Raw genomic sequence first — 20,676 nt, forward strand, 5'->3', positions numbered from 1 at the left:
CGGGGAACCTCCATGGAATTGCAAATACGTCAGCGAGCGACGACCGGGGGCGACTGAGGCGCCTGGGCCGTGCGAGCTTCCAGTTGTACGATTTGGTTGAGCAGTGCCGGTACATCCAGGATCAGGGCCACTGCGCCGCTGCCCAATATGGTCGAACCGCTGATGCCGCGCAGTGCGCCGAACAGTTTGCCCAGGGGTTTGATCACGGTCTGGAACTCACCGAGCAGGTCATCCACCACCAGCCCGGCCTTGTGCTCGGCGTAACGCACCACCACCACATTCTGGCGGCGGGCGGCCGGGCCTTCGTGGCTGAAGTGATGGCGCAGGTCCACCAGCGGCAGCACTTCGCCACGCAGGTCCAGATACCCCTGGTCGCGGCTGGAATGGCGCTGGTGATCATCCAGTTCGATGCATTCCTGAACCATGTCCAGCGGAATCACGTAGGTGGATTGGTCGATGCCGACCAGGAAGCCATTGATGATCGCCAGGGTCAGCGGCAAGCGAATGCGCACCACGGTGCCCTGGCCGGGACGGCTGTCCAGGTCGACGGTGCCGCGCAACAACGTGATATTGCGCTTGACCACGTCCATGCCGACACCACGCCCGGACAGATTGGTCACCGCCTCGGCGGTCGAGAAACCGGCCTCGAAGATCAGGTTGTAGATCTCCTGGTCGGTGAGCACCGCGCCGCTGGCCACCAGCCCGCGTTCCTGGGCCTTTGCCAGGATACGTTCGCGGTTGAGCCCGGCGCCGTCGTCGGCGATTTCGATGACGATGCTGCCCGAGTCATGATAGGCATTGAGGCTCAGGTGGCCTTTGGTCAACTTGCCGGCCGCGCGCCGCGCCTCGGCGCTTTCGATACCGTGGTCCATGGCGTTGCGCAGCAGGTGCATCAGCGGATCGCCGATCTTCTCGACCACCGTCTTGTCCAGTTCGGTTTCCGCGCCGCTGATGATCAGGTCGATGTCCTTGCCCAATTCCTGGCTGACATCGCGCACCACGCGGCGAAAGCGGTTGAACGTGTCGCCGATGGGGATCATGCGCAGGTGCAGGGCGCCATCGAGTATCTCTTCCACCAGCCCCGATACCGTCGAGGTGGCCTCTTGCAGCGGGTCGTTATTACAGGAGCGGGCCAGCAGGCTCGCGCCGGCGCTGGCGATAACCAGCTCGCCGACCAGGTTGATCAGTTCGTCGAGCTTGTCGGCGTTGACCCGCACGTAATTGCCATCCCGGCTTTTTTCGCCGGCCGCCGCCACGCGCTGCTGCGCGGGCGGGGCAAATTCAGCGCGGGGGGCCACCTCGGTCGCGGGGCAGGCAGGGGTGTCGCCGGGTTCTTCGACGGCGCTGATGCTGACTTCACAGTCGTCACGCACAAAGTCGAACACTTCGTTGAGGGTGGCGTGGCTGGCCGTCGAGCGCAGGTCGATTTCGAACCCCAGGTAGCAGCTTTCAGGGTCCCAGCTGTCCACGGCCGGAATGCCGTCGGTCAGGGTGGTGACCTGCAACAGCGTGCCCAGGGTGTCGAGGTAGCGCAGGAAGGACAACGGGTCCATGCCGTTGCGAAAGACATCCACGCCGAAGCGCAGGGAAATATGCCAAAGCACTTCGTCCGCCGTGGCGTCGTCCACCGCAGCGGTTTCGACGCGGGCAGTCGCGGTCTGCAGCGGCTGATAGGCACTCAGCGCCTCGCGCAATACCTCACCGCGCTCCAGCGCGGCAGGCGTGGGCGCCTCACCGCGGCTGGCGACCACATCGATCAGTTCGAGCATGTGATCGCCGCACTTGAGCAGCAGCGCGATCAATGCGGCGTCCACCGCTACACTGCCGTCGCGCAGGCGGTCGAGCACGTCTTCGACGATATGCGTGAACCCCACGATCGACGCCAGGCCGAACAGGCCCGCCGACCCCTTGATGGTGTGCGCGGCGCGGAATATCGCGCCGATGGCATCCTGATCGCCGGGCTCGCTTTCCAGTTGCAGCAGGGATTGCTCCATGGCCTGCAACAGTTCGCGCGCCTCGACGATGAATGTCTGCTGTGCCTGATCGAGATTGATGCTCACCTGGACCTTCCTTGTCGATCAATGAGAGTGGGCAGCGCTGGCTACAACGCGGCGTTGCGACACAGTTCAAGCGCCTGGGTGACCGCCTGGCTCTGGCCGGTCACGCTCAAGGCGGTGCCGGCAATGCCGGCTTCACGCTGGATGACCGCGAGCAACTGCAAGCCGGCGCCATCCATCTCGGTGACCTGTGACAGGTCCAGCTCCAGGCGAGGCGCCGCGCCCATTTGCGGCAGCAACGCGCTCGCCAGTTCGGCCACGGTGTAAATCGTGAGTTCGCCGTCAATGCCCACGCGGGCGGTGTCGTCGAGTGTTTCGCACGTTATCGGCATGGGGGGCCTCCCGGGTGTCAGGGCAGGATCAGTTTGGATACGGCTGCCAGCATTTGCGCCGGCTGGAACGGCTTGACCACCCACGCCTTGGCGCCAGCAGCCTGGCCTTCGGCCTTTTTCGATTCCTGGGACTCGGTGGTCAACATGATGATCGGGGTGAACTTATAGTTGGCCAGCTTCTTGACCTCCTTGACGAAGGTGATGCCGTCCATGTTGGGCATGTTCACGTCGCTGATGATCAGGTGCACTTTCTGCCCGTTGAGCTTGCTCAGGGCATCCCTGCCGTCGCTGGCCTCGATCACGTCGTAACCGGCGCTTTTCAAGGCAATGCCGACCACTTGCCGCACGCTGCTGGAGTCGTCGACCACTAGTACATTCTTCGCCATGAGGGGCTCCTTAAAAAAACGTGATGTCTTGAGAATTCTGTTGCACGGACGCCGCGCCATGGTGCGTGCGCCGTTGCTCATCGGTGGCGTAGGTGGCTTCCATGCGCGCCAGCCACTGCCGGGCGTCGACGGCCACGGCCTGGTCCGGGGATTGGCGGGTCTGCATAAGGTGCTCATGCAAGGCGTGCATGTTGTCTCGCACGTGGCTGAGGATCTGGCTGACCCGGTCCTGGAATTGCAGGTTGACCAGTACTTCGGTCATCTCATCACGAATGCCGTGGCTTTCCTGCTTGAGCAGGTCGGCGGAGTCGGCCAGGCGCCCGGTGATGTTCTGGAAGCGTTCGAGCACCAATTGAATGCTGTTTTCAGAGGCGGCCACCGAGTTGCTGTCCTGGTCGGCACTGCTGGAAGCGGCCTGCACCAACTGGGTGATGGCGTTATTGATGATGTCGACCTTGGCCGACATCTGCTGGCCGGTTTCGCTGGATTTGCTCGACAGGCTGCGCACCGCATCGGCCACCACCGCGAAGCCGCGACCGGCTTCACCGGCCCGCGCCGCCTCGATGGCCGCATTGAGCGCCAGCAGGTTGGTTTGTGCGGCAATCGCGGCCACATCGGCGGCCATGGTGCGCAGTTCTCCGGTATAGGCGGTGAGGCTGCGTACTTGGGCGAGCGTCTGGTCACGGCTGGTTTGAGTGGCCTTGAGTGAGTTGATCACCTGGCTCAGCTCGCTGTCGCTGCGCGCCAGCACCTCCAGCGCGCCGTCGGCGGCCTTCCCGTCCAGTTCGCCGGCAGCCTGCTGCGAGGCTTGTACCGTTTCCTGCAATCGCGCGGCTATCCCGGTAAAACGGTTGGCCAGGCTCACAATCGCGTCTTCGGTCTGCTGGCGCGAGCTTTCCACCTGCTTGGCCCAGATCGGCATGGCGCCCAGCAACACTTCATCGAGCTGTGCCCGCGAGTCCATGCCGCTATGCGCCGCCTGCGCGCCTGACTGATCCGCCAGCGCCCACGCGGTGGCTCGCAGCATTGCGTCACGCTGCGAACCGGCGCTCCAGGCGCACGCACCGAGGCCGATCAGCACCAGTACCGCGCAGGCCGCCAGGCTGGCCACAGAGGTTGACTGCAACAGGATCCATATAACGGCGGGCACCACCGGAATGAAAGCGAACCAAAGAAAGCGCGGATGACCAGGAAGGGGGGCGTGGCTGGATTGACGCTGGGTCATGAGTTCGGTCCTTGAACAGTCTTGCGGATATAAACAACATAGGGGTTATCTGCTGTATATAGAATAGCTTTAGCCTGCGGCTATACCGTCCGTCCGGTTGATGACAATCGTATTACTTCCATGGAGAGATATTGGTGGTATTAAGTAGAAGGAGAGGGGTAGGGTTCTAGTGTCCGAGTACGTCTTGATATTCGCCGATTAATCGGGCAGGCAGATTCAAACCTAAGTCGACAGCGATGAGCCGTTTGAGCGACTCTCGCGATGAAATGCTGAAACAGTCCATGTTATATAAATCCGTACTTCCCAAGGGTGAAACAGGTCCTCAAGAGCGGGAGGTTTATCAACATGCAGCGTCGTCGGCCACGAAACTCGCAAGCATGGTAGATGCTCTTATGGACCCAGGGTGGACAGATATAAGTAGTCAGGCGTCGTCCGCTTTTGTTGATGCTAATATAGTGCCTGTTGCAGAGGAGCTGCAATCTGCCGCAGATTGACTGGTCAATATAAACGAGGATCAAGTAACCGTTTAGATGAGGCATCGTAAAACTCGTACCAAAGCGGCTTTATATTTATTGCGCTGATTATTCTCGCATCGGTTATTGCTACCGTTATTCTGGCGGTGCTGTTGACCAAGAGCAATCTTCGCCCTCGCTCTGAGTTTATTCTTTTAAATAACTGGATCGCCAGCGGGCTAGTTACTCTTTCAGGGAAAGACACTGGCTACCAAGTCGATGCAGGAAAGTTGCGATGGGGCCAAACACACCCTGAGCGCTGCGGCATCTGAGGAGCAAGCACAAGCCACCCGTTCCATAGACCACAATCTGGTCAGTATTCGGGATTTGTCCGTGCATAGTACCGACGGCGCCAATCAGACATCCGTCGCCAGTAACGGGCTTTCACGTCTTGCTGTAGAAATGAATGCGGTCGTTATACGGTTCAAGATGTGAGATAGCAGGGCAGGCATCGCAAGATCAGTCTACCGACGTTTGCAGCATCTCAATCCATAACGCACCCTTGCCCTACGGCGCTTCGCCGACACGTTTCAAGGCGCCGTTGTTGCTGACTGCGTAAGTGCCGACTGTGGCGCTTTTCTCGCCCGTCACCAGCAACCAGCGCCCGTTGGGTGAAAAAGCGATATTGCGTGGCTGTTGCTCTTGCACCGGATCGTTCGCAAGAAAGCTCAAGCCGCCTGTTGAAGGGTCAACCGCGAAAGCCGATACCGAGCTGCTGGTACGCTCGGGAGATTGCCCGCGTGGGCAAAACGGTTGTGGTGGGTAGGTCATCCTATGACTGTGCCTTAGCGACAGCAATCGCTGTTTGCTCAGAATTGAAAAATATGCCTTGGCTCAGGTGCAGCGTTTGCAGGACGTTGGCCGGGTTCAATGTTATCCATACAGCCCGACGCCCCACGTTCCGCTGGTGAAACATTTCTAAACACTCTCGTTCAAGAATTGTTGTACGACGTCGTATCTATCGTGTTCGACTGCGCTCGTTCTCACAAAAAAAATAAATGGAGATACCCTCTATGACGAGCATTCGTTCCGTCGAAGGCCAGGCCGCGGCGCCCGCGCAAAATCGATTTTCCCGAATACTCAAACTGCTGGGCCCCGGAATCATCGCTGTACTGTCATGGCTGGGCGCAGGTGACCTGATCACGTCGTCCGTGGCCGGTGCCAATTACGGTTACGCCATGATGTGGGTACTGGCGGTCTCGCTGCTCCTGAGATACCTGATCGTAAACATCATCGCGCGCTTCCAGCTGTGCAATAACCAGGGCATGACCATCCTGCAGGGCTATGCGCAACTGAATCCCTTTTTTGCCTGGTTCATGCTCGTGTACGCCCTGCTGATGGGGCACTTGATGAACGCCTACATGATCAAAGGGGCGGGTGAGTCGCTGGCAATGCTGTTTAAAAGCGACCAGCCACTGCTGTGTTCATTGGCGGTGGTACTCGCTGTGTGGATGCTGGTGGGGCGTAATATCTATTCGATGATCGAAGGCGTGATGAAAGTGCTGTTGGCGATCATGACCCTGGCCTTCATTGCCTTGGCCGTGATGTCGGGTCCTGATGTGGTCGGCATCGTCAAGGGCACCATCGGCTTCAGCATCCCGCCGGATGAAGGCGTGCACGGCGCGCTGCTGGTGGCGGTATCGGTTATCGGCGCGGTTGCAGGCTCCATCGCCAACTTCGTGCATCCGTATGTCATGCGCCAAAAGGGCTGGGTCGGGCCGCAGCACAAGCGTGTTCAGCGTAACGATTTGCTGTTTGCAGTGTTCGTCGGGATCGTCATCAATTTGGCCATCTGGATCGTCGGCGCGGAAATCCTGCGGCCCAACGGCATCGAGGTGAAGACCTTGGGCGATCTGGGCAAGGCCCTGGAAATGTTCTTCGGCCCGGTGGGTTGGTATGTGTTCTTCATCGGCGTGTTCGCCACCTTGTTTGCCAGCATTTCCGGCAAGACCACGGCGTTCCCGATGCTGATTACCGATGCCTTCCAGCACGTTCGTCCTGAACGTCGCGAAAAGTTCGGCAAGGAATTTCATCATGACCCGATGCATAAGTGGTTCATGCTGTTCATCCTGGTGACGCCGTTGATCTGGTCGCTGCCAGGCATGCCGGATTTCGTGACCCTGACCATTGGCGTCAGCGCGTTGAACATCATTGGCTTGCCGGTTATTTCCCTGGGCCTGCTGATCATGTCCAACCAGAAGTCGCTGCTGGACAAGCAATATCGCAACAACCTGTTTGAAAACATCGCGTTGCTCTTCGCTACAGGCCTTGCGCTGTGGGTTGCCTTCCAGTTGAGCGTCGATCTGTTTACCTGACAACGCGCCACCGGGGGGCGCAATGTCCCTCGGTGGCTAACCTACGCGCGCATGTGTGTAGCGAGCCAGGTAGCTACCCAACGCAGCCGCCTGATCGTTGGTAAAGAACCCTGCCAGATAGCCATCCGGCCTGATCAACACGGCGCAGCCTTCACCGAGGCCGTAGAACCGGGCGAACTGACCCAGGTGATCTTCGATCTCCAACCCGGGCCCGACGCTGTGAATGTGCAAGCCAGCCCTTGGCGCGAAGTTCGAGGGGCCATTGACCAGCAAGGTCCAATGGGTGCCTTGGAACAGGTTGAACAAACGCGTTGGGCTGCCGCTTGCGCCTCGCACGATGGCATCAGGTGCACGATCGCCTGGCGCGAGCGCGCTTTTGGCAACTTGCGACGCGAGCGATAACGGCGAGTGCGGATAACCGATATCCAACTGCTGAGCTTCACGGGGCCGTCGGTTGTCGCCAGTCTTGAAACCTGCAAGCAGCCGTGTGGACAGGCCGAGCACATCCGCCGCCACTGGCCGGCGCTCAGCTTCGTAGGTGTCGAGTAGCGTCTCTGGTGCGCCGGCCAAGACGGCGGCCAGCTTCCAGCCCAGGTTGTAGGCGTCCTGGATGCTGGTGTTGAGCCCTTGGCCGCCCGTTGGCGGATGGACATGCGCCGCATCGCCGACCAGGAACACCGGCCCATCCCGGTAACGCTCGGCGAGCCTGGCATTCATGCTGTAGGTGGAGGACCAGGCGACTGAACGGACCGTGATGTCTGTACGTCCGGTGTGCAGGGCAACGCGTTCGGTCAGCGCGGCCGCGCAGAGGTCAATCTCGCCCTCCAGGGGAACAGGTGCCTGGATCTGGAACAGGTCGGTACCGGCCAACGGGCAGATCGCCAATGGGCCTGAGCCCCCATCCCCAAACTGGTGCCACACGTCGCGCGACAGTCCAGCCAATTCCACATCGGCCACGATCGCTCGCACGCCCAGGGTCTTGCCCGCAAAGTCAATCCCCAAGGTACTGCGTACGAAGCTGCGCCCACCATCGGCGCCCACCAGGTATCGGGTCTGGAGTGTCTGCTCGCCATCCGGGGTTGCGAGTACGGCATTGACCCCATCGGTCCCGACCACCATTGCGGTCAGCTCGACCCCAAACGCTGGGGCATGCCCCAGTTCAATCAAGCGCTCGCGCAAGATCGCTTCGGTCTTGAACTGGGGAATCATCAACGCAAGGCAATACGGCTCTGCAGGTGTGGGCTCGGCAACGCTTGTTACCGGCTGGTCAGCGTGACTGCCATCGGGCGCGTATTTGCGAATAGCCGGGTAAATACCCCCTGCGGCCCTGACCCGGTCCAGGATCCCGAGATCTTCGAAGACCTCCTGGGTGCGAGGCTGTATGCCTTTGCCGCGGGAGCCCGAAAAGGGGGAGGGGCGCTTTTCGATGAGGGCAAAGTTCACCCCGCGCCGGGCCAAGTCGATTGCCAGGGTCAGGCCAGCGGCACCGGCACCACAAATCAGGACGTCAACAGAGTCACGCATTTCACTTCCCCTAAGAATGTGTAAGATGCACATAACAGGGAGCAGCTTATGACTACGAAAAATAAAGTGCAAGATACACATATATCAGTGCAAATGAAGGATCTGCACCGGTCCTTGATCTCGATCGTGAGCGTGATGAACCGCCCTCGCAACGACGAGCGACTGATCGCAGAAGCGGGTGTCCATCTGGATCAGGCGCTCTTTCGCCTGCTGGTGGTCATCGAGCGGGTAGGGCCGATTGGCGTCGTGGATCTGGCAGGTCGCCTGGGCCGGGACTACACGACCATCAGCCGCCAGGTCTCCAAGCTTGAACGCATGGAGTTGGTAATTCGGCATGAGAACTCTGAAGATCGCCGGATGCGCGAGGCTGTGGTGTCTGAGAAAGGCAAGGCAGTCACCGACAAGATCGACCAGGCGCGTGAGCGCCTGGCCCGGGAAATTTTTCAGGACTGGGCTGCCGAAGACATCACCTCCCTGGTGCGCCTGATGCGTCAATTCGCGCAGGCCCTGGAGCAGGGCACGGAAGCTGGCTAGCTTCGGCAGCTTACGACGTGCGTTGCCTCATGCGCTGCCGGTCTCACACGCCAGCGCTTGCTCCTGATGTGAAATCGGCAGCACCGCCAGGTGCGGCGATTCGCCGAAGTACTCGATCAGCAGTTCGGTGAGGACGCGTATTTTGCGGGCGGGATGCTCGCCCGGCGGGCGGATGAGGTAAGCACCGGCCGGGGGCGGGGGATGGTTGGTCATGATCGGCACCAGTGCGCCGATTGCGATGTGTTCATGGGTGAGGCAATCGGGCAGGTAGGCGACGCCAAGGCCTGCGGTCGCGGCGGCGAGGGCGGTGCCGTTGTGACGATCGACTTCGACACGCCGAGCCGCAGCGCCGCCTGTGAAATACCCCCCGCATCAGCCACTTCCACAAAAGTCTGCAGCTCTTCGATATCCATAGGTGCGTTCCCCTTTGCGCGACACAGCTCGCCTCGGGATGCTACTACTGCATCGAACATGGGAACAGCACAATGAATTTCCAGGCACGCATCCTTCGCGTGTGTTCTGGCATTCATACCCGCACGGGCTCCGTCGCGTTCACACACCAGCGTCACCCATAAAAAGGATTTACCCATGACAAGCGAGACTCTGCGCAACCCCGACACCGATCAGCTACTGACCTCGGAAAATTCGGCGTTGATCATCATCGATTATCAGCCTGTCCAGGTGTCCTCGATCCGCTCGATGCCGCGTGACGAACTCGTCTTCAACATCACCAGCGTCGCCAGGGCGGCGGTCAACTACAACGTTCCGATCATCCACTCTACCGTCAATGTCGCGACCGGCCGCAACAAGCCGCCGATCCAGGAACTGCAAGAGGTGCTCGGCCACCTGCCGACCTATGACCGCACCTCAATCAACAGCTGGGAGGACACCGCATTCAAAGAGGCGGTCAAGGCGCTTGGGCGCAAGAAACTCATCATGACGGCGCTCTGGACTGAAGCCTGCCTGACCTTCCCGGTGCTCGACGCTATCCAGGAAGGCTATGAAGTGTACGTGCCGGTCGATGCGGTGGGCGGCACATCGCTCGCCGCACACGAAGCGGCGTTGCGCCGAATGGAACAGGCAGGCGCTAAGCTCATCAGCCGCGTGCAGATGTACTGCGAATTGCAGCGCGACTGGGCGCGAGAAGCGACCGTGCCGGGCTTTATGGACGTGTTTGCGAACTTCGACGGCTTCAATGCTGAAAAAGCCCTGGAGGCGGCAGGCAAGAAGGCCTGATCAGTGGGCAGTTAATGAAGGTGGCGCTCGCGAAAGCGGGCGCTAAGAGGCCCCAAAAAAAGACTGCTACGCAGTCCAGCGGGAGCAGGCTCCCTCGCCAAAGGTTCCGTAACTTGTCGTACGCGCTGTCACTCGGAATGAGCAAGGTGCGGTATCCCGATAGTGCATGGCAGCTGGTCGTCGATGAAAAGATGCGACGACAAGACATCCACAGCAGGGGAACAGATATGAGTTGCGAAGGACCGATCAACGATGCAAACGCACGTGGCATTGACGTGTCGCGCTGGCAGGGCAACATCGATTGGGCGCGCGTGGCGGGCGCGGGTGTCACCCATGGGATAGCGAAGATGACGGAGGGTGGCGATTACACCGATCCCAAGTTCGTCGAAAACTTCCAAGGGATGAAAACGAACGGCCTGAAGGCCGGTGTGTACCACTATTTTCGTGCGCTGAGCAGCACGCCGTGCGAGCAACTGGCCAATATCAAGGGCCGGCTCGCCGAAGTGGAATTCAACGTCGGGCAGGACATCCTGGCCATTGATGTCGAGACCAATCGCAACGAAGGGGCCACCCCGGATCAGATGGCTGATGCCCTGTTCCAACTGGTGACGCTTGTCAGGGTGTCGCTGCTGGAGGGTGCGTATCCGCATATTTATGCGTCGCCCAGCATCTGGAGCAACAGGGTGGCCTGGCGCAAATATGACTTCAGCGAATGCCCGCTGTGGATTGCCCATTGGGGAGTCGCTGACCCCACCGTGCCGCAAACCTGGAGCACACACGGCAAGAGCTGGCAGTGGTGGCAGCACAGCAGCAAGGGTCAGGTCGAGGGTATCCAGGGCGCGGTGGATCTGGGTTGGGTCAAGCCTTGAAGGCAAGCAGCACAACGGCCCCGATTGGGCCGTTGTTCCAGGCGCGATACCCCTGCGCTGATAAGGTCGCTGGCATATTTTGGCCGTCAGCGTCGCTGCGATAGGACCTGATCCGTTACTGGCTACATTCCTGTTGCCAGCTCCGAAGGGTGGTGACTGCGCGTTGTTCAACAGAATTTCCAAACAACATCGCAATGAGGCAGGCGTATCAGCAACGGGTTCTCATCGAACTCAAACCCGTTGCCTCAAAGCCCTGTAGCGCTTTACTTGAGCGTGACGTCAAGCATCGGTGGGATGTAACCGTAGTCATACTCGGCGACCACGAATGTCTGCTGCCCCTTGATCTTGATGCCCACCGTTGGTGCCTCGGTGCCGCCGATACGCATCGTTGTCCCGCTTTCGCCGGTAGGTACGCTGTCGATAAAGGAAGTCACCAGGCCGTTGGGCATCACGCAGTGGGAGTAGGTCTGGAAGGGCTGGGAAGACGGGTTGCCCAGGACCAGGCCGGAACCGTTCAAGGGCACGTAAGGGCCGAACAGCGAGTCTGCGACAAAACCGTACACCCCGTCCGGCCCGGTTACCCCGTCGGCATAGGTGAAGGTGTGGCTGATGGTGAACAGGTAGTACTTGCCGTCCTGGAACACGAAGTGCGGACGTTCGGTCTGGTCATTGACGCCGACTGCGGTCAGCAGCGGCGGCAGCATTTCCCAGTCGTCTCCATCCTCATCACGGGCTACGGCGATACCGACGCAGGCCGTCTGGAAGCGCGAATTGCCGACGTCTTCATAACCCGGCGGCACATCGCCGATTTCCGCTTTACCCACCGTGTGCGAGCCACGCTCGCCAGCCACGTTGCCCTCGAACAGCATGTACAGCTTGCCATCCTTCGGGTCGCGGAACGGCCACGGATCGCGGAACCCCCAGAAAGCGTTCTGCGCTTCGGTCTGGTACATCTTGCCGTCGGCCTCGAACAGCGGCTTGACCTTCTCGAAGCCCACCAGGCTGACGCCATGCTCGGTGGTCACCACGCGGCCACGCACCTTGACGATGGTCGCGCCTGGCGTGACTGCGGTGTAGTACAGGTCCACTTCACCTTGTTCGTTCAACAGGATCGGCGTGCCGGCCCATTCACGAACGGTGGGCGAAACCCCTTCAGCCATGACCCGGCCGCCGAGTTTCCAGTCCTTGCCGGTGCGGGAGAACCAGTAGTACATCTTTGCCCGACCATGGCGATCGTTCCAGTCGCGGGTGATGTCGTAGTTGCCATTCTGATCGAGGTATTGCGGATCGGTAGGGTGGCGGTCTGCGGTCAGGGTGAAGATCACCGACCAACCATCGACGGAGGTGATGTTGCCGTCGATATCACGCAGCGGCATGGTGTCCCAGATAAACACCTTGTCGCTCAGTACCGGGAAGTCGGCACTCACCAGTGGCTGGGTGGTGGTGGGGTCGTCTGCGCGGACTTTCAGCGCATCGGCGCGGGTCCACAGGCTGGGTTGATGGGGCGTTTTGCCAAATTTTGCGGTGATGCTTTTCATAAGGTAAACCTCGTCCATGAAGGTAGATAAATACTGTATTCATATACAGTGATTTGACTTTAGAAGACTCTATCCTTCGGGTCAAGGAGAAAAATGCATTTATGCATAATTAAAGCTTTTAGGTGAGCTGATACGTTTCACCTGAAGGTTTTTATGGAAGTTTGGCGCTGTGTAGGCGCCCTTACGGTCCTGGGTTTAAATGGATGACGGTAATAAGCGCCGCACTTGCCACTACCATGAGCCAACGCTCATGCTCAGCGTTTTCCAATCACTCGCCGGACACCCACCCATGAGAGACCTGCCGCCGACCGCCACACTGCGAGCGTTTGAAGTTGCCACCCGGCACCCAACCTTTACGGCGGCCGCGCAGGAACTGCATGTCACCCAGAGCGCTGTCAGCCATCAGCTCAGGCATCTGGAGGCGTTGTGGGGGCTGCCGTTGTTCGAACGTGGCAAGGCATTACGCCTTACGGCGGCAGGGGCCACGCTGGCGCCTATCGTGCGGGAGTTCTTCATGAGCCTGGAGGCGACCCTCGGCGATCTGCGCGAGCAAAAAGGCAGGGTGCGCCTGAGTGTCAGCACCACCTACTCCTTCGCGTTGAAATGGCTGCTGCCACGCTTGCCGAACCTGGCTCGCCAGCACCCCGAGCTGTTGGTGTCGCTGCACACCACGGACGACATCATCCACTTTTCCGGCAACCAGGCCGATGTTGCGATCCGGCTGGGCAAGGGTAATTACCCGGGCCTGCATACAGAGTTTCTGTTTGGCGAGCAGGTGTTTCCGGTGGCCAGCCCCGAATTGCTGCGGCGTATGGGGATACCGCGCAGCCCGGAAGAACTGTTGCAGTTTCCGCTGCTGATCCGCGACGGCGCCGAGCTGGCGCCGAAATGGGAGGTCTGGTTTGAAAGTGTCGGGCTGGCTTTTTCGCCGCTCAAGGAAAGCGTCAGGTTTGGCGACACCAACATGACGGTCGAGGCCGCCTTGCTCGGCCACGGCGTGGCGTTGGTGCGCAGTCGGCATGTGGAGAACGAAATCAGCGATGGCCGCCTGGTGCGGCTGTTCGATGTGCCGTTCCCATCGCCGCTGGCCTACTATTTCGTGTGCCCCAAGGGCATCGAAGCGCAGCCGCATATCGTCAACTTTCGCCGTTGGTTGAGCAGTGAGGCGCTGAAAGTGCAATGAGCCGGGTCTGAGGATTTGCTCATGCTGCGATGAAGAGACTTCGCTGAAGGCAGGGCGTTGGATTGCTAGGATGGCGCATGCCTATTCATTTGATCTGCCTGGTGCTTTTCGCCGCGCTGCTGCATGCCAGTTGGAACGCACTGCTGCGTGGCGGTGCCGATCGACTCTGGTCAATGACGGTGATGTGCATCGCCATCGCCATCACCTGCCTCGTCGCCGCTGCGTTCCTGGTGCCGCCCGCTATTGAAAGCTGGGGCTATGCGCTGCTGTCGGCATTGCTGCATGTGGGCTACAACCTGTTTCTGGTGCGCAGTTACCGGGTCGGTGACCTCGGGCAGATCTATCCGATATCCCGTGGCTCGTCGCCGGTGCTGATCACGCTTGGAGCTGCCGTTTTCGCCGGCGAAAGCATCACCCCCGGCGAGTTGCTCGGTATTGCGCTGGTGTCAGGCGGGATTATTTCCCTGGCGTTCCGAGGCCGCAGGCTGTCGGTGCCCAGCTTGCCCTATGCGCTGGGCACTGGCTGCTTCATCGCCGCCTATAGCGTGGTTGACGGCATTGGCGCCAGGCTCTCCGGCGCGCCGCTCGGCTACACGGTGTGGATGTGCGCGTTGTGGGGCGTGCTGATGCCAGTGGTGTACATCGGCCTGCGCGACGCCCGCAGCTTGTTCCGCGTGCGGCCCGGCACAGTGACCGCTGTGGTCGGCGGGCTGGTCTCGTTGCTAGCCTATGGGATTGTCATCTACGCCATGAACGAAGCGCCGTTGGGCGCGGTGTCGGCGTTGCGCGAAACCAGCGTGTTGTTCGCGGCGTTGATCGGCTACCTGTTCCTCGGCGAGACGCTCACGGCACGGCGGGTTCTGGCGTGCGCAGTGATCGCCAGTGGCATCCTCATTATTGGTTGATAAGGCTGACGGCTCAGGCGTTTATTTCTAGTAAGTTAGGGCTATTAGATATAAATCGTTTGAGCACGAAGAGCTAAGGAACCCTGCACCGAAATGGGGATCATTGTTAAAAGGCACTGGCAGGAAAGTTTAAACTGATCGCACTAAGTCTTCAGCGTTGTTAGCACACCGATCAGCGAATGCCTGATTTGAAGGGGCAGCGAGGCTGCCCCTCCTTCTTTCACTCAAGAGCCCGACTTCCGGCCGCCGCCATGGCTGTTCTGCCCGCCTTTACGGCCCGCCTCGGACGCTTTGTCACGGTCATTGGCGAAGTTGCCGCCCGACGATTGGCCGCCTTTTTTCCCTGCTTCGGATGCTTTTTCGCGATCGTTGGCAAAGTTGCCTGGGTTTTTATTGCCTGTAGTCATGATAGTTCTCCAGTCGCTAAGTTAGCGTTTCGTTAGTTGCCCGTTATGGCAGCGGGCATCTATTCCGATAGCGACGCCAGCAGAAATGTTTTACTGATTTTTATAACAGGCGACGAACGGCAGATAAGCCGTGAAAGTTGTACAAGTTCGCCGTCTTGACGCCGCTTCGTATAAGTTTTTTCCGTTGCTGCATGCCGGCAATAACAGCGTTCACGCCATTCGTCTTTTTCGTTGCACTTGAACTCCATGGGCCGGCTCAAACGAGGTTCCCCTCTTTGTGAACTGGAGATTTTTTGCCATGAACCATGACCTATCCAACCCACAGCACCGACCAGTAGAACCGCTCGATAAGCCGAATGACGATGGTTGCGTGATCGGCACCGCCGGACGTGACGAAGACCCAAACGCAACCACTGACTGGGACCACCCCGACAGCCATGCGACCGCTGTCGAGGCCACCGTGACGCCGCCTAACGGCACGCCCGGGATCGACACCGTTCCAGAAGCGGATGATGCCAGCTGAGCAGCAGCGCCGCCGTTTCGCTTGTTGTGCAACGGTTAACCGCTCGTCGTGATGCGCAAATTAATTTTGAAATTTTTCACGCGCCGCTCGCTTCCCATGAAAGGTAGGCGCGCATTCCCAAGATGCCGCCACTTTCAGTAAGCCTGAGGAGATTTGTTGATGTTCCTACATAACAAGCGACTTCAATACACCGTACGTGTGGCCGAGCCCAACCCGGGTCTGGCGAACCTTTTGCTCGAGCAGTTTGGCGGAGCTCAAGGTGAGTTGGCGGCCGCATCCCGTTATTTCACCCAGGCCTTGGCTGAGGACGATCCAGGGCGCAAAGACCTGTTGATGGACATCGCCACCGAAGAACTCAGCCACCTGGAGATCGTCGGCTCGATCATTGTGATGCTCAACAAGGGCGCCAAGGGCCGAATGGCCGAAGGCGTGGAAGAGGAGGGCGAGTTGTATCGCTCACTCAACGGCGCCGGCAATGACTCCCACATCACCAGCCTGTTGTACGGTGCGGGGGCGCCGCTGATCAACTCGGCCGGGGTGCCCTGGACAGCGGCTTACATCGACACCATCGGTGAGCCCACGGCGGATATGCGCTCCAATATCGCCGCCGAAGCACGCGCCAAAATCGTTTATGAACGGCTGATGAACGTCACCGACGATCCAGGCGTGAAGGATGCCCTCGGGTTCCTGATGACCCGTGAAATCGCACACCAGATCTCCTTTGAAAAAGCGCTGCATTCGATTCAGCCGAATTTCCCCCAAGGCAAGTTGCCAGGCAAGCCGGAGTTCACTCAGGTGTACTACAACATGTCCCAGGGCGCGGAAGACCTGCGTGGTCCTTGGAACCAGGGCGATGAATGGGAGTTCGTGGAGAGCCCGCAACCTGCGGTCGATGGCGGTGATGGCACGGCCAGCGTGCAGTTGGACGCCGACGACGAAGCGCTGCTGAGCGCGATGAAAATCCGCACCGCCTCCGACCCTACCAGCGACCCCACCACCGGCGCTGACCTGGGCGCGGGCCTTCAGCCCAAGCCTGATCTTTGATGCGCGGCAGCCGCACGCTTTCGGGCGTGCGGCTCTTTTATTGGCTTGAAGAGGAGTAACAAGATGGCAACCCCACAGGAAAACCTGCTCGACTGGCTACGCGACGCCCATGCCATGGAGCAACAGGCCGAAAAAATGCTCAAGGCACAATCCGAGCGCCTGGAACATTACCCTAAGCTCAAGGCCCGGATCGACGAGCATATTCAGGAAACTCTCGGCCAGCAGGCGCTCATTGATGAATGCCTGGCGCGCCTGGGCGGCAGCGCGTCGACCTTGAAAGACATGGGCGGCAAATTGATGGCGTTCGGGCAGGCGGTTGGTGGCTCACTGATGAGTGACGAGGTGATCAAGGGCGCGATGGCCGGTTATGTGTTCGAAAATATGGAGATTGCCAGCTACACGGCGCTCATAGCGGCCGCGAAAGTAGCCGGAGACGCCGAGACACAAGCGGCCTGCGAAAAGATCCTGCCCCAGGAAATTGCAATGGCCGAGTGGCTGCTCGAGCATCTGCCCGAGCTCACCCAGGCATTTCTGGAGCGCTCTGCAGCGCCCGACACAGAGGCCAAACGCTGAGATTGCGCGCGGCGCCCCGTCGGCGCCGCGCGTGATTGGGCGCAGCCTCGCACTCCGCTGCATTTTCACGGTCAATGGATCACGCACCACTTATCTGGAGGTGAACCGTGGACACAAAGAAAAAGCCCACAGTCGGCGCTGAGGCGTTGGCGGTGCTGTCTTCCGACCGTAAAGATCTGTTCTTCGCCGCCATGCAAGCCAGCCACAGTGCAATGATCGTGACCGACCCCGCGCAGCCCGACAACCCGATCATCTTCGCCAACCCGGCGTTTCTTGCGCTGACCGGGTTTGAGCATGACGAGGTCATCGGACGCAATTGCCGGTTGCTGCAAGGGCCAGAAACCGACAAGAGTGCTCTGCGGCAGGTGCAGCGTGCGCTTGAGGGCCACCATGAGGTCTGTGTCGAGGTGCTTAATTACCGCAAGGACGGCTCGACCTTCTGGAATGAGATATTCATCTCGCCGTTGTTCAACGAGCGCGGCCAACTGGTGTACTTTTTTGCCTCCCAGCTGGACGTGAGCCGGCGGCACGACGCGGAACTGCGCGTGCGCCGCGTCCAGGACCTTGAAGCGCTGGGGCAACTGACGGGTGGCATCGCTCATGACTTCAATAACCTGTTGCAGGTGATGGTCGGGTACCTGGAGCTGATCCAGCAGAGCGCCAAGCGCCCCGGCAGCGACCCGCAGCGCATCGTCAACAGTGCCAGCCGTGCCCGGGCGGCCGCTGAAAAAGCGCAAACCCTGACCCAGCAATTGCTGGCGTTTTCGCGCAAGCAGCGGCTCGACAGCCGTGTGATCAATCTGAACAGCGTGTTGAGTCGGCCCGACTTCAGGAGCGTACTGCATGACGTCGAGCTGCACATAGAACTCGCCGACGATCTGTGGAACTGCTGCATTGACCCTGCCCAGGCAGAGCTGGCGGTGCGGCACTTGCTGTCGAATGCCCAGGATGCATTGCAAGGGTGCAGCGAGCCAGCAGTGACGGTTAAAACCCTCAACATCCAGGTGCCGGGCGAGGTTGGTGCTGAACGTGATGGACTGGCTGAGGGCCGCTACGTCAGCATCTCGGTGTCGGATAATGGCAGCGGCATCGCCGAGGGTATTCAGGATAAAGTCATGCAGCCGTTCTTCACCACCAAGGAAGAAGGCAAGGGCTCGGGTCTGGGACTGTCGATGGTGTATGGCTTCGTCAAGCAATCGGGCGGCACGGCGCGGATCCATTCCTATCCCGGTGTCGGTACCACCATACGTCTGTACTTTCCGGCCGATGATAGTCAGCCCTGGGTCGAGCAAACATCCGCCACCGCCTCACTGCAGGGCCACGAGAACATCCTGATCGTGGAGGACCGGCCCGACGTGGCCGAGTTGGCCCAAGTGATCTTGTCTGACTACGGTTACCGGACCGGCATCGCGCACACCGCCGCCGAAGCATTGAGCATGCTCCAGAGCGTCCCGTATGACCTGGTGTTCAGTGACTTGATCATGCCGGGCGCGATGAATGGGGCGGTACTCGCGCGTGAAGTATCGCGCTTGTATCCGCACGTCAGGATCCTGCTCACGACCGGCTATGCAAAAGACGCATTGGAGCGCGCGGAAATACAGGTGCATGAATTCGAGCTGATTCAAAAGCCCTATCAACCCACGGATCTGCCCCGAAAAATCCGCGCGGTGCTGGATGCCGGATCTACGGGGACAGCCGACACGGTCAGCGGAGTACTGCCAGCGACAGGTTGAGTACCAGCACCAGCAGAATCGAGCATCCAAATACCCTGCGCGCCCAGCCAGGCGGGTCCGTCAGGCGCGTGGCGCTGGCAGCGAGCGCCATCCAGTAACCCCAGAACCCGAGCATCAGCGCGAAGTACACGGCGTTCATCTGCGCAACCACGCCCAGCGCCATGGTGCTGGCGAGGAATGCCAGCATGTACGCGTGTATCTGTCGGTGGGCCTCGGGCAGGCTCAGCAGGGGCAAGCGCGCGGCGCGAAAGTCCTCGCGACGCATCACGGTGATGGCATGGGAGTGAGGCATCTGCCAACAGCAGAACACCAGCACCAGCAGCATCGCCGTGGCGTCGAACCGACCGCTTACCGCGCAATACCCGATCACCGGCGGCATTGCCCCGGAAAGGCTGCCAATCAGGGTTGCCCAATGGGAGCGCCGCTTCAGCCAGTAGGTATAAACGCCTGCATAAACGACCAGCCCAACCAGTGCCAGGGTGCAGGCCAGCATGTTGCTGCCAGCCCACAGCAAACCGAAGCCGGTGACACCCAGGGCGATGGCGTAGCTGACGGCGGCGGGCACGCTGATGGCGCGCAGTGCCAACGCGCGGTGGCAGGTACGCACCATGCGTCGGTCGATATCCCGGTCGGCACAATTGTTGATGACACAGCCGCAGCCGATCACCAGTGCGGTGCCAAGCAGGGTGGCCAGCAAGTGGGCGGGATTCGCCAGATGGCCGCTGCCCGCGAGGAAGTAGCCCCCCAGCACCGACGCGAGATTGCCGAAAATAATCCCCGGCTTGGTCAGTTGAACCCCTACATTGAACAGCCCCAGCCAGTGTTTCAGTGAGCCAGCATGTTGTGATGAATACTGTTCATGATCCATAGCGAAAGTCCTACCAGCAGAAGGATGATGACCGCCGAGAAAATCAGCGCAATCAGGTTCCAGCGTTGCTCCTCGGCGGTATCCAGATGCAGGAAGAACTTCAAGTGGACCACGATTTGTATCGCGCCCAGCGCCACCACCAGCCAGGCGGTGGTGGTGCGTGGCAGTGACGGGAACATCACCATGGCGAACGGGATCAGGGTGAGCAGCACCGACACCAGGAAGCCGACCAGGTAGGAGCGGCTGCTGCCATGGCTGCTACCTGCGCTGCTGTGAACCGAACTTTGTTTGTACATGTCACACCACCCCCAACAGATAGACCACGGTAAAGACGCAGATCCACACCACGTCCAGGAAATGCCAGAACAGGCTCAGGCAACTGAGCCGGGTGGCGTTGGTGCTGGTCAGGCCACGCTGGTGCACCTGCACCATCAGCACCGCCATCCACACCAACCCCGTCAACACGTGCGCGCCGTGGGTGCCGACGAGGGTGAAGAACGCGGTCAGGAAGCCACTGCGGTCCGGCCCATAGCCCTCTTCAATCAAATGATGGAATTCGTTGATTTCCATAGCGATAAACCCGGCACCCAGCACGAAGGTGAGCCCCAGCCAGCGCAGAACCTGGGGCTGCTGGCCACGGTTCATCGCCAGCATCGCGTAGCCGTAGGTGATGCTGCTGAGCAACAGCAGCATGGTTTCAGCCAGCACATAGGGCAGCTCGAAAATGTCCGCACTGGAAGGGCCGCCCGCGACACTGTCGCGTAACACCGCATAGCCGGCGAACAAGGTCGCGAACAGGATGCAGTCGGTCATCAAGTAGATCCAGAACCCGAACAGGCTCAGGGAACCGGCGTCTTCATGCCCTTGTTCGTGGGTGTGGGCGATGTCTTTTTCGATCACGATATTGGACAT

General features: G+C 59.9%; 19 protein-coding genes and 3 pseudogenes. 10 read left to right on the top strand and 12 right to left on the bottom strand.

What is annotated here, in order from left to right; translation table 11 throughout:
• Nucleotides 1–29: 29 nt before the first annotated feature.
• From C4J84_RS09965 to C4J84_RS09990, 5 genes and pseudogenes are all read right to left on the bottom strand, one after another.
• Complete coding sequence (locus tag C4J84_RS09965) at nucleotides 30–2,060, bottom strand: chemotaxis protein CheA (protein WP_124435243.1); 2,031 nt, start codon at nucleotides 2,058–2,060, stop codon at nucleotides 30–32.
• Nucleotides 2,061–2,101: 41 nt separating this feature from the next.
• Nucleotides 2,102–2,389, bottom strand: coding sequence for a lipid asymmetry maintenance protein MlaB (locus C4J84_RS09970; RefSeq protein ID WP_124435244.1), 288 nt, complete (start codon nucleotides 2,387–2,389; stop codon nucleotides 2,102–2,104).
• Nucleotides 2,390–2,406: 17 nt separating this feature from the next.
• A complete protein-coding gene (locus C4J84_RS09975; protein WP_124366580.1) occupies nucleotides 2,407–2,775 on the bottom strand; it encodes a response regulator in 369 nt (122 codons plus the stop codon).
• 10 nt (nucleotides 2,776–2,785) lie between these two features.
• Nucleotides 2,786–3,730: pseudogene (locus tag C4J84_RS09980) on the bottom strand (methyl-accepting chemotaxis protein); the annotation flags it as partial.
• Between the two features lie 1,289 nt (nucleotides 3,731–5,019).
• A pseudogene (locus tag C4J84_RS09990) lies at nucleotides 5,020–5,238 on the bottom strand (beta-propeller fold lactonase family protein); the annotation flags it as partial.
• 287 nt (nucleotides 5,239–5,525) lie between these two features.
• On the opposite strand from C4J84_RS09990, the gene C4J84_RS09995 reads away from it, so the two are divergent.
• Nucleotides 5,526–6,827 (top strand): Nramp family divalent metal transporter, encoded by a 1,302-nt coding sequence (locus C4J84_RS09995; RefSeq protein ID WP_124409530.1) that lies wholly within the window; start codon nucleotides 5,526–5,528, stop codon nucleotides 6,825–6,827.
• 36 nt (nucleotides 6,828–6,863) lie between these two features.
• On the opposite strand, the gene C4J84_RS10000 is transcribed toward C4J84_RS09995, so the two are convergent.
• Nucleotides 6,864–8,351: an FAD-dependent oxidoreductase gene (locus C4J84_RS10000; protein ID WP_124435246.1), complete on the bottom strand. Its 1,488-nt coding sequence runs from the start codon at nucleotides 8,349–8,351 to the stop codon at nucleotides 6,864–6,866.
• A gap of 48 nt (nucleotides 8,352–8,399) precedes the next feature.
• On the opposite strand from C4J84_RS10000, the gene C4J84_RS10005 reads away from it, so the two are divergent.
• On the top strand, nucleotides 8,400–8,885 hold the full coding sequence (locus C4J84_RS10005; protein ID WP_124406870.1) for a MarR family winged helix-turn-helix transcriptional regulator: 486 nt from the start codon (nucleotides 8,400–8,402) through the stop codon (nucleotides 8,883–8,885).
• Between the two features lie 27 nt (nucleotides 8,886–8,912).
• Here the strand turns inward: C4J84_RS10005 and C4J84_RS10010 are convergent.
• A pseudogene (locus C4J84_RS10010) lies at nucleotides 8,913–9,200 on the bottom strand (LysR substrate-binding domain-containing protein); the annotation flags it as partial.
• Nucleotides 9,201–9,473: 273 nt separating this feature from the next.
• On the opposite strand from C4J84_RS10010, the gene C4J84_RS10015 reads away from it, so the two are divergent.
• Both C4J84_RS10015 and C4J84_RS10020 read left to right on the top strand, forming a co-directional pair.
• The gene (locus C4J84_RS10015) at nucleotides 9,474–10,121 is read left to right on the top strand and encodes a hydrolase (RefSeq protein ID WP_124435247.1); all 648 of its coding nucleotides are present in this window, start codon (nucleotides 9,474–9,476) and stop codon (nucleotides 10,119–10,121) included.
• Nucleotides 10,122–10,234: 113 nt separating this feature from the next.
• Complete coding sequence (locus tag C4J84_RS10020; protein WP_256681402.1) at nucleotides 10,235–10,990, top strand: glycoside hydrolase family 25 protein; 756 nt, start codon at nucleotides 10,235–10,237, stop codon at nucleotides 10,988–10,990.
• 263 nt (nucleotides 10,991–11,253) lie between these two features.
• On the opposite strand, the gene C4J84_RS10025 is transcribed toward C4J84_RS10020, so the two are convergent.
• Nucleotides 11,254–12,528 (bottom strand): glycoside hydrolase family 68 protein, encoded by a 1,275-nt coding sequence (locus C4J84_RS10025; RefSeq protein WP_124362326.1) that lies wholly within the window; start codon nucleotides 12,526–12,528, stop codon nucleotides 11,254–11,256.
• A gap of 289 nt (nucleotides 12,529–12,817) precedes the next feature.
• On the opposite strand from C4J84_RS10025, the gene gcvA reads away from it, so the two are divergent.
• Both gcvA and C4J84_RS10035 read left to right on the top strand, forming a co-directional pair.
• On the top strand, nucleotides 12,818–13,711 hold the full coding sequence (gcvA, locus tag C4J84_RS10030; RefSeq protein WP_124370311.1) for a transcriptional regulator GcvA: 894 nt from the start codon (nucleotides 12,818–12,820) through the stop codon (nucleotides 13,709–13,711).
• Nucleotides 13,712–13,788: 77 nt separating this feature from the next.
• The gene (locus C4J84_RS10035; RefSeq protein WP_124366592.1) at nucleotides 13,789–14,616 is read left to right on the top strand and encodes a DMT family transporter; all 828 of its coding nucleotides are present in this window, start codon (nucleotides 13,789–13,791) and stop codon (nucleotides 14,614–14,616) included.
• 224 nt (nucleotides 14,617–14,840) lie between these two features.
• Here C4J84_RS10035 and C4J84_RS10040 read toward each other — a convergent pair whose 3' ends face one another.
• Nucleotides 14,841–15,023 (bottom strand): general stress protein, encoded by a 183-nt coding sequence (locus tag C4J84_RS10040; RefSeq protein ID WP_124366593.1) that lies wholly within the window; start codon nucleotides 15,021–15,023, stop codon nucleotides 14,841–14,843.
• Between the two features lie 298 nt (nucleotides 15,024–15,321).
• Here C4J84_RS10040 and C4J84_RS10045 point away from each other — a divergent pair, with 298 nt between their 5' ends.
• The 4 genes from C4J84_RS10045 to C4J84_RS10060 all read left to right on the top strand — a co-directional run bounded on the left by C4J84_RS10045 (nucleotide 15,322) and on the right by C4J84_RS10060 (nucleotide 18,896).
• Nucleotides 15,322–15,546, top strand: coding sequence for a hypothetical protein (locus C4J84_RS10045; RefSeq protein ID WP_124366594.1), 225 nt, complete (start codon nucleotides 15,322–15,324; stop codon nucleotides 15,544–15,546).
• Between the two features lie 159 nt (nucleotides 15,547–15,705).
• Nucleotides 15,706–16,590, top strand: a complete 885-nt coding sequence (locus tag C4J84_RS10050) for a manganese catalase family protein (protein ID WP_124370313.1) — start codon at nucleotides 15,706–15,708, stop codon at nucleotides 16,588–16,590.
• A gap of 63 nt (nucleotides 16,591–16,653) precedes the next feature.
• Complete coding sequence (locus C4J84_RS10055; protein WP_124362333.1) at nucleotides 16,654–17,163, top strand: ferritin-like domain-containing protein; 510 nt, start codon at nucleotides 16,654–16,656, stop codon at nucleotides 17,161–17,163.
• A gap of 107 nt (nucleotides 17,164–17,270) precedes the next feature.
• The gene (locus C4J84_RS10060; RefSeq protein ID WP_124435248.1) at nucleotides 17,271–18,896 is read left to right on the top strand and encodes a histidine kinase famiy protein; all 1,626 of its coding nucleotides are present in this window, start codon (nucleotides 17,271–17,273) and stop codon (nucleotides 18,894–18,896) included.
• On the opposite strand, the gene cyoE is transcribed toward C4J84_RS10060, so the two are convergent.
• Genes cyoE through C4J84_RS10075 form a run of 3 tightly spaced genes read right to left on the bottom strand, consistent with a single transcriptional unit; the run spans nucleotide 18,868 to nucleotide 20,676 of the window.
• Nucleotides 18,868–19,764, bottom strand: coding sequence for a heme o synthase (gene cyoE, locus C4J84_RS10065; protein ID WP_124435249.1), 897 nt, complete (start codon nucleotides 19,762–19,764; stop codon nucleotides 18,868–18,870). The genes C4J84_RS10060 and cyoE overlap by 29 nt on opposite strands.
• Nucleotides 19,722–20,060 (bottom strand): cytochrome o ubiquinol oxidase subunit IV, encoded by a 339-nt coding sequence (gene cyoD, locus C4J84_RS10070; RefSeq protein WP_124366599.1) that lies wholly within the window; start codon nucleotides 20,058–20,060, stop codon nucleotides 19,722–19,724. The genes cyoE and cyoD overlap by 43 nt, the downstream gene beginning before the upstream one ends.
• Before the next feature lies 1 nt (nucleotide 20,061).
• Complete coding sequence (locus C4J84_RS10075; protein ID WP_124429309.1) at nucleotides 20,062–20,676, bottom strand: cytochrome o ubiquinol oxidase subunit III; 615 nt, start codon at nucleotides 20,674–20,676, stop codon at nucleotides 20,062–20,064.

Source organism: Pseudomonas sp. R11-23-07, assembly GCF_003852295.1.
In the GTDB taxonomy this organism is placed as follows: Bacteria; Pseudomonadota; Gammaproteobacteria; order Pseudomonadales; family Pseudomonadaceae; genus Aquipseudomonas.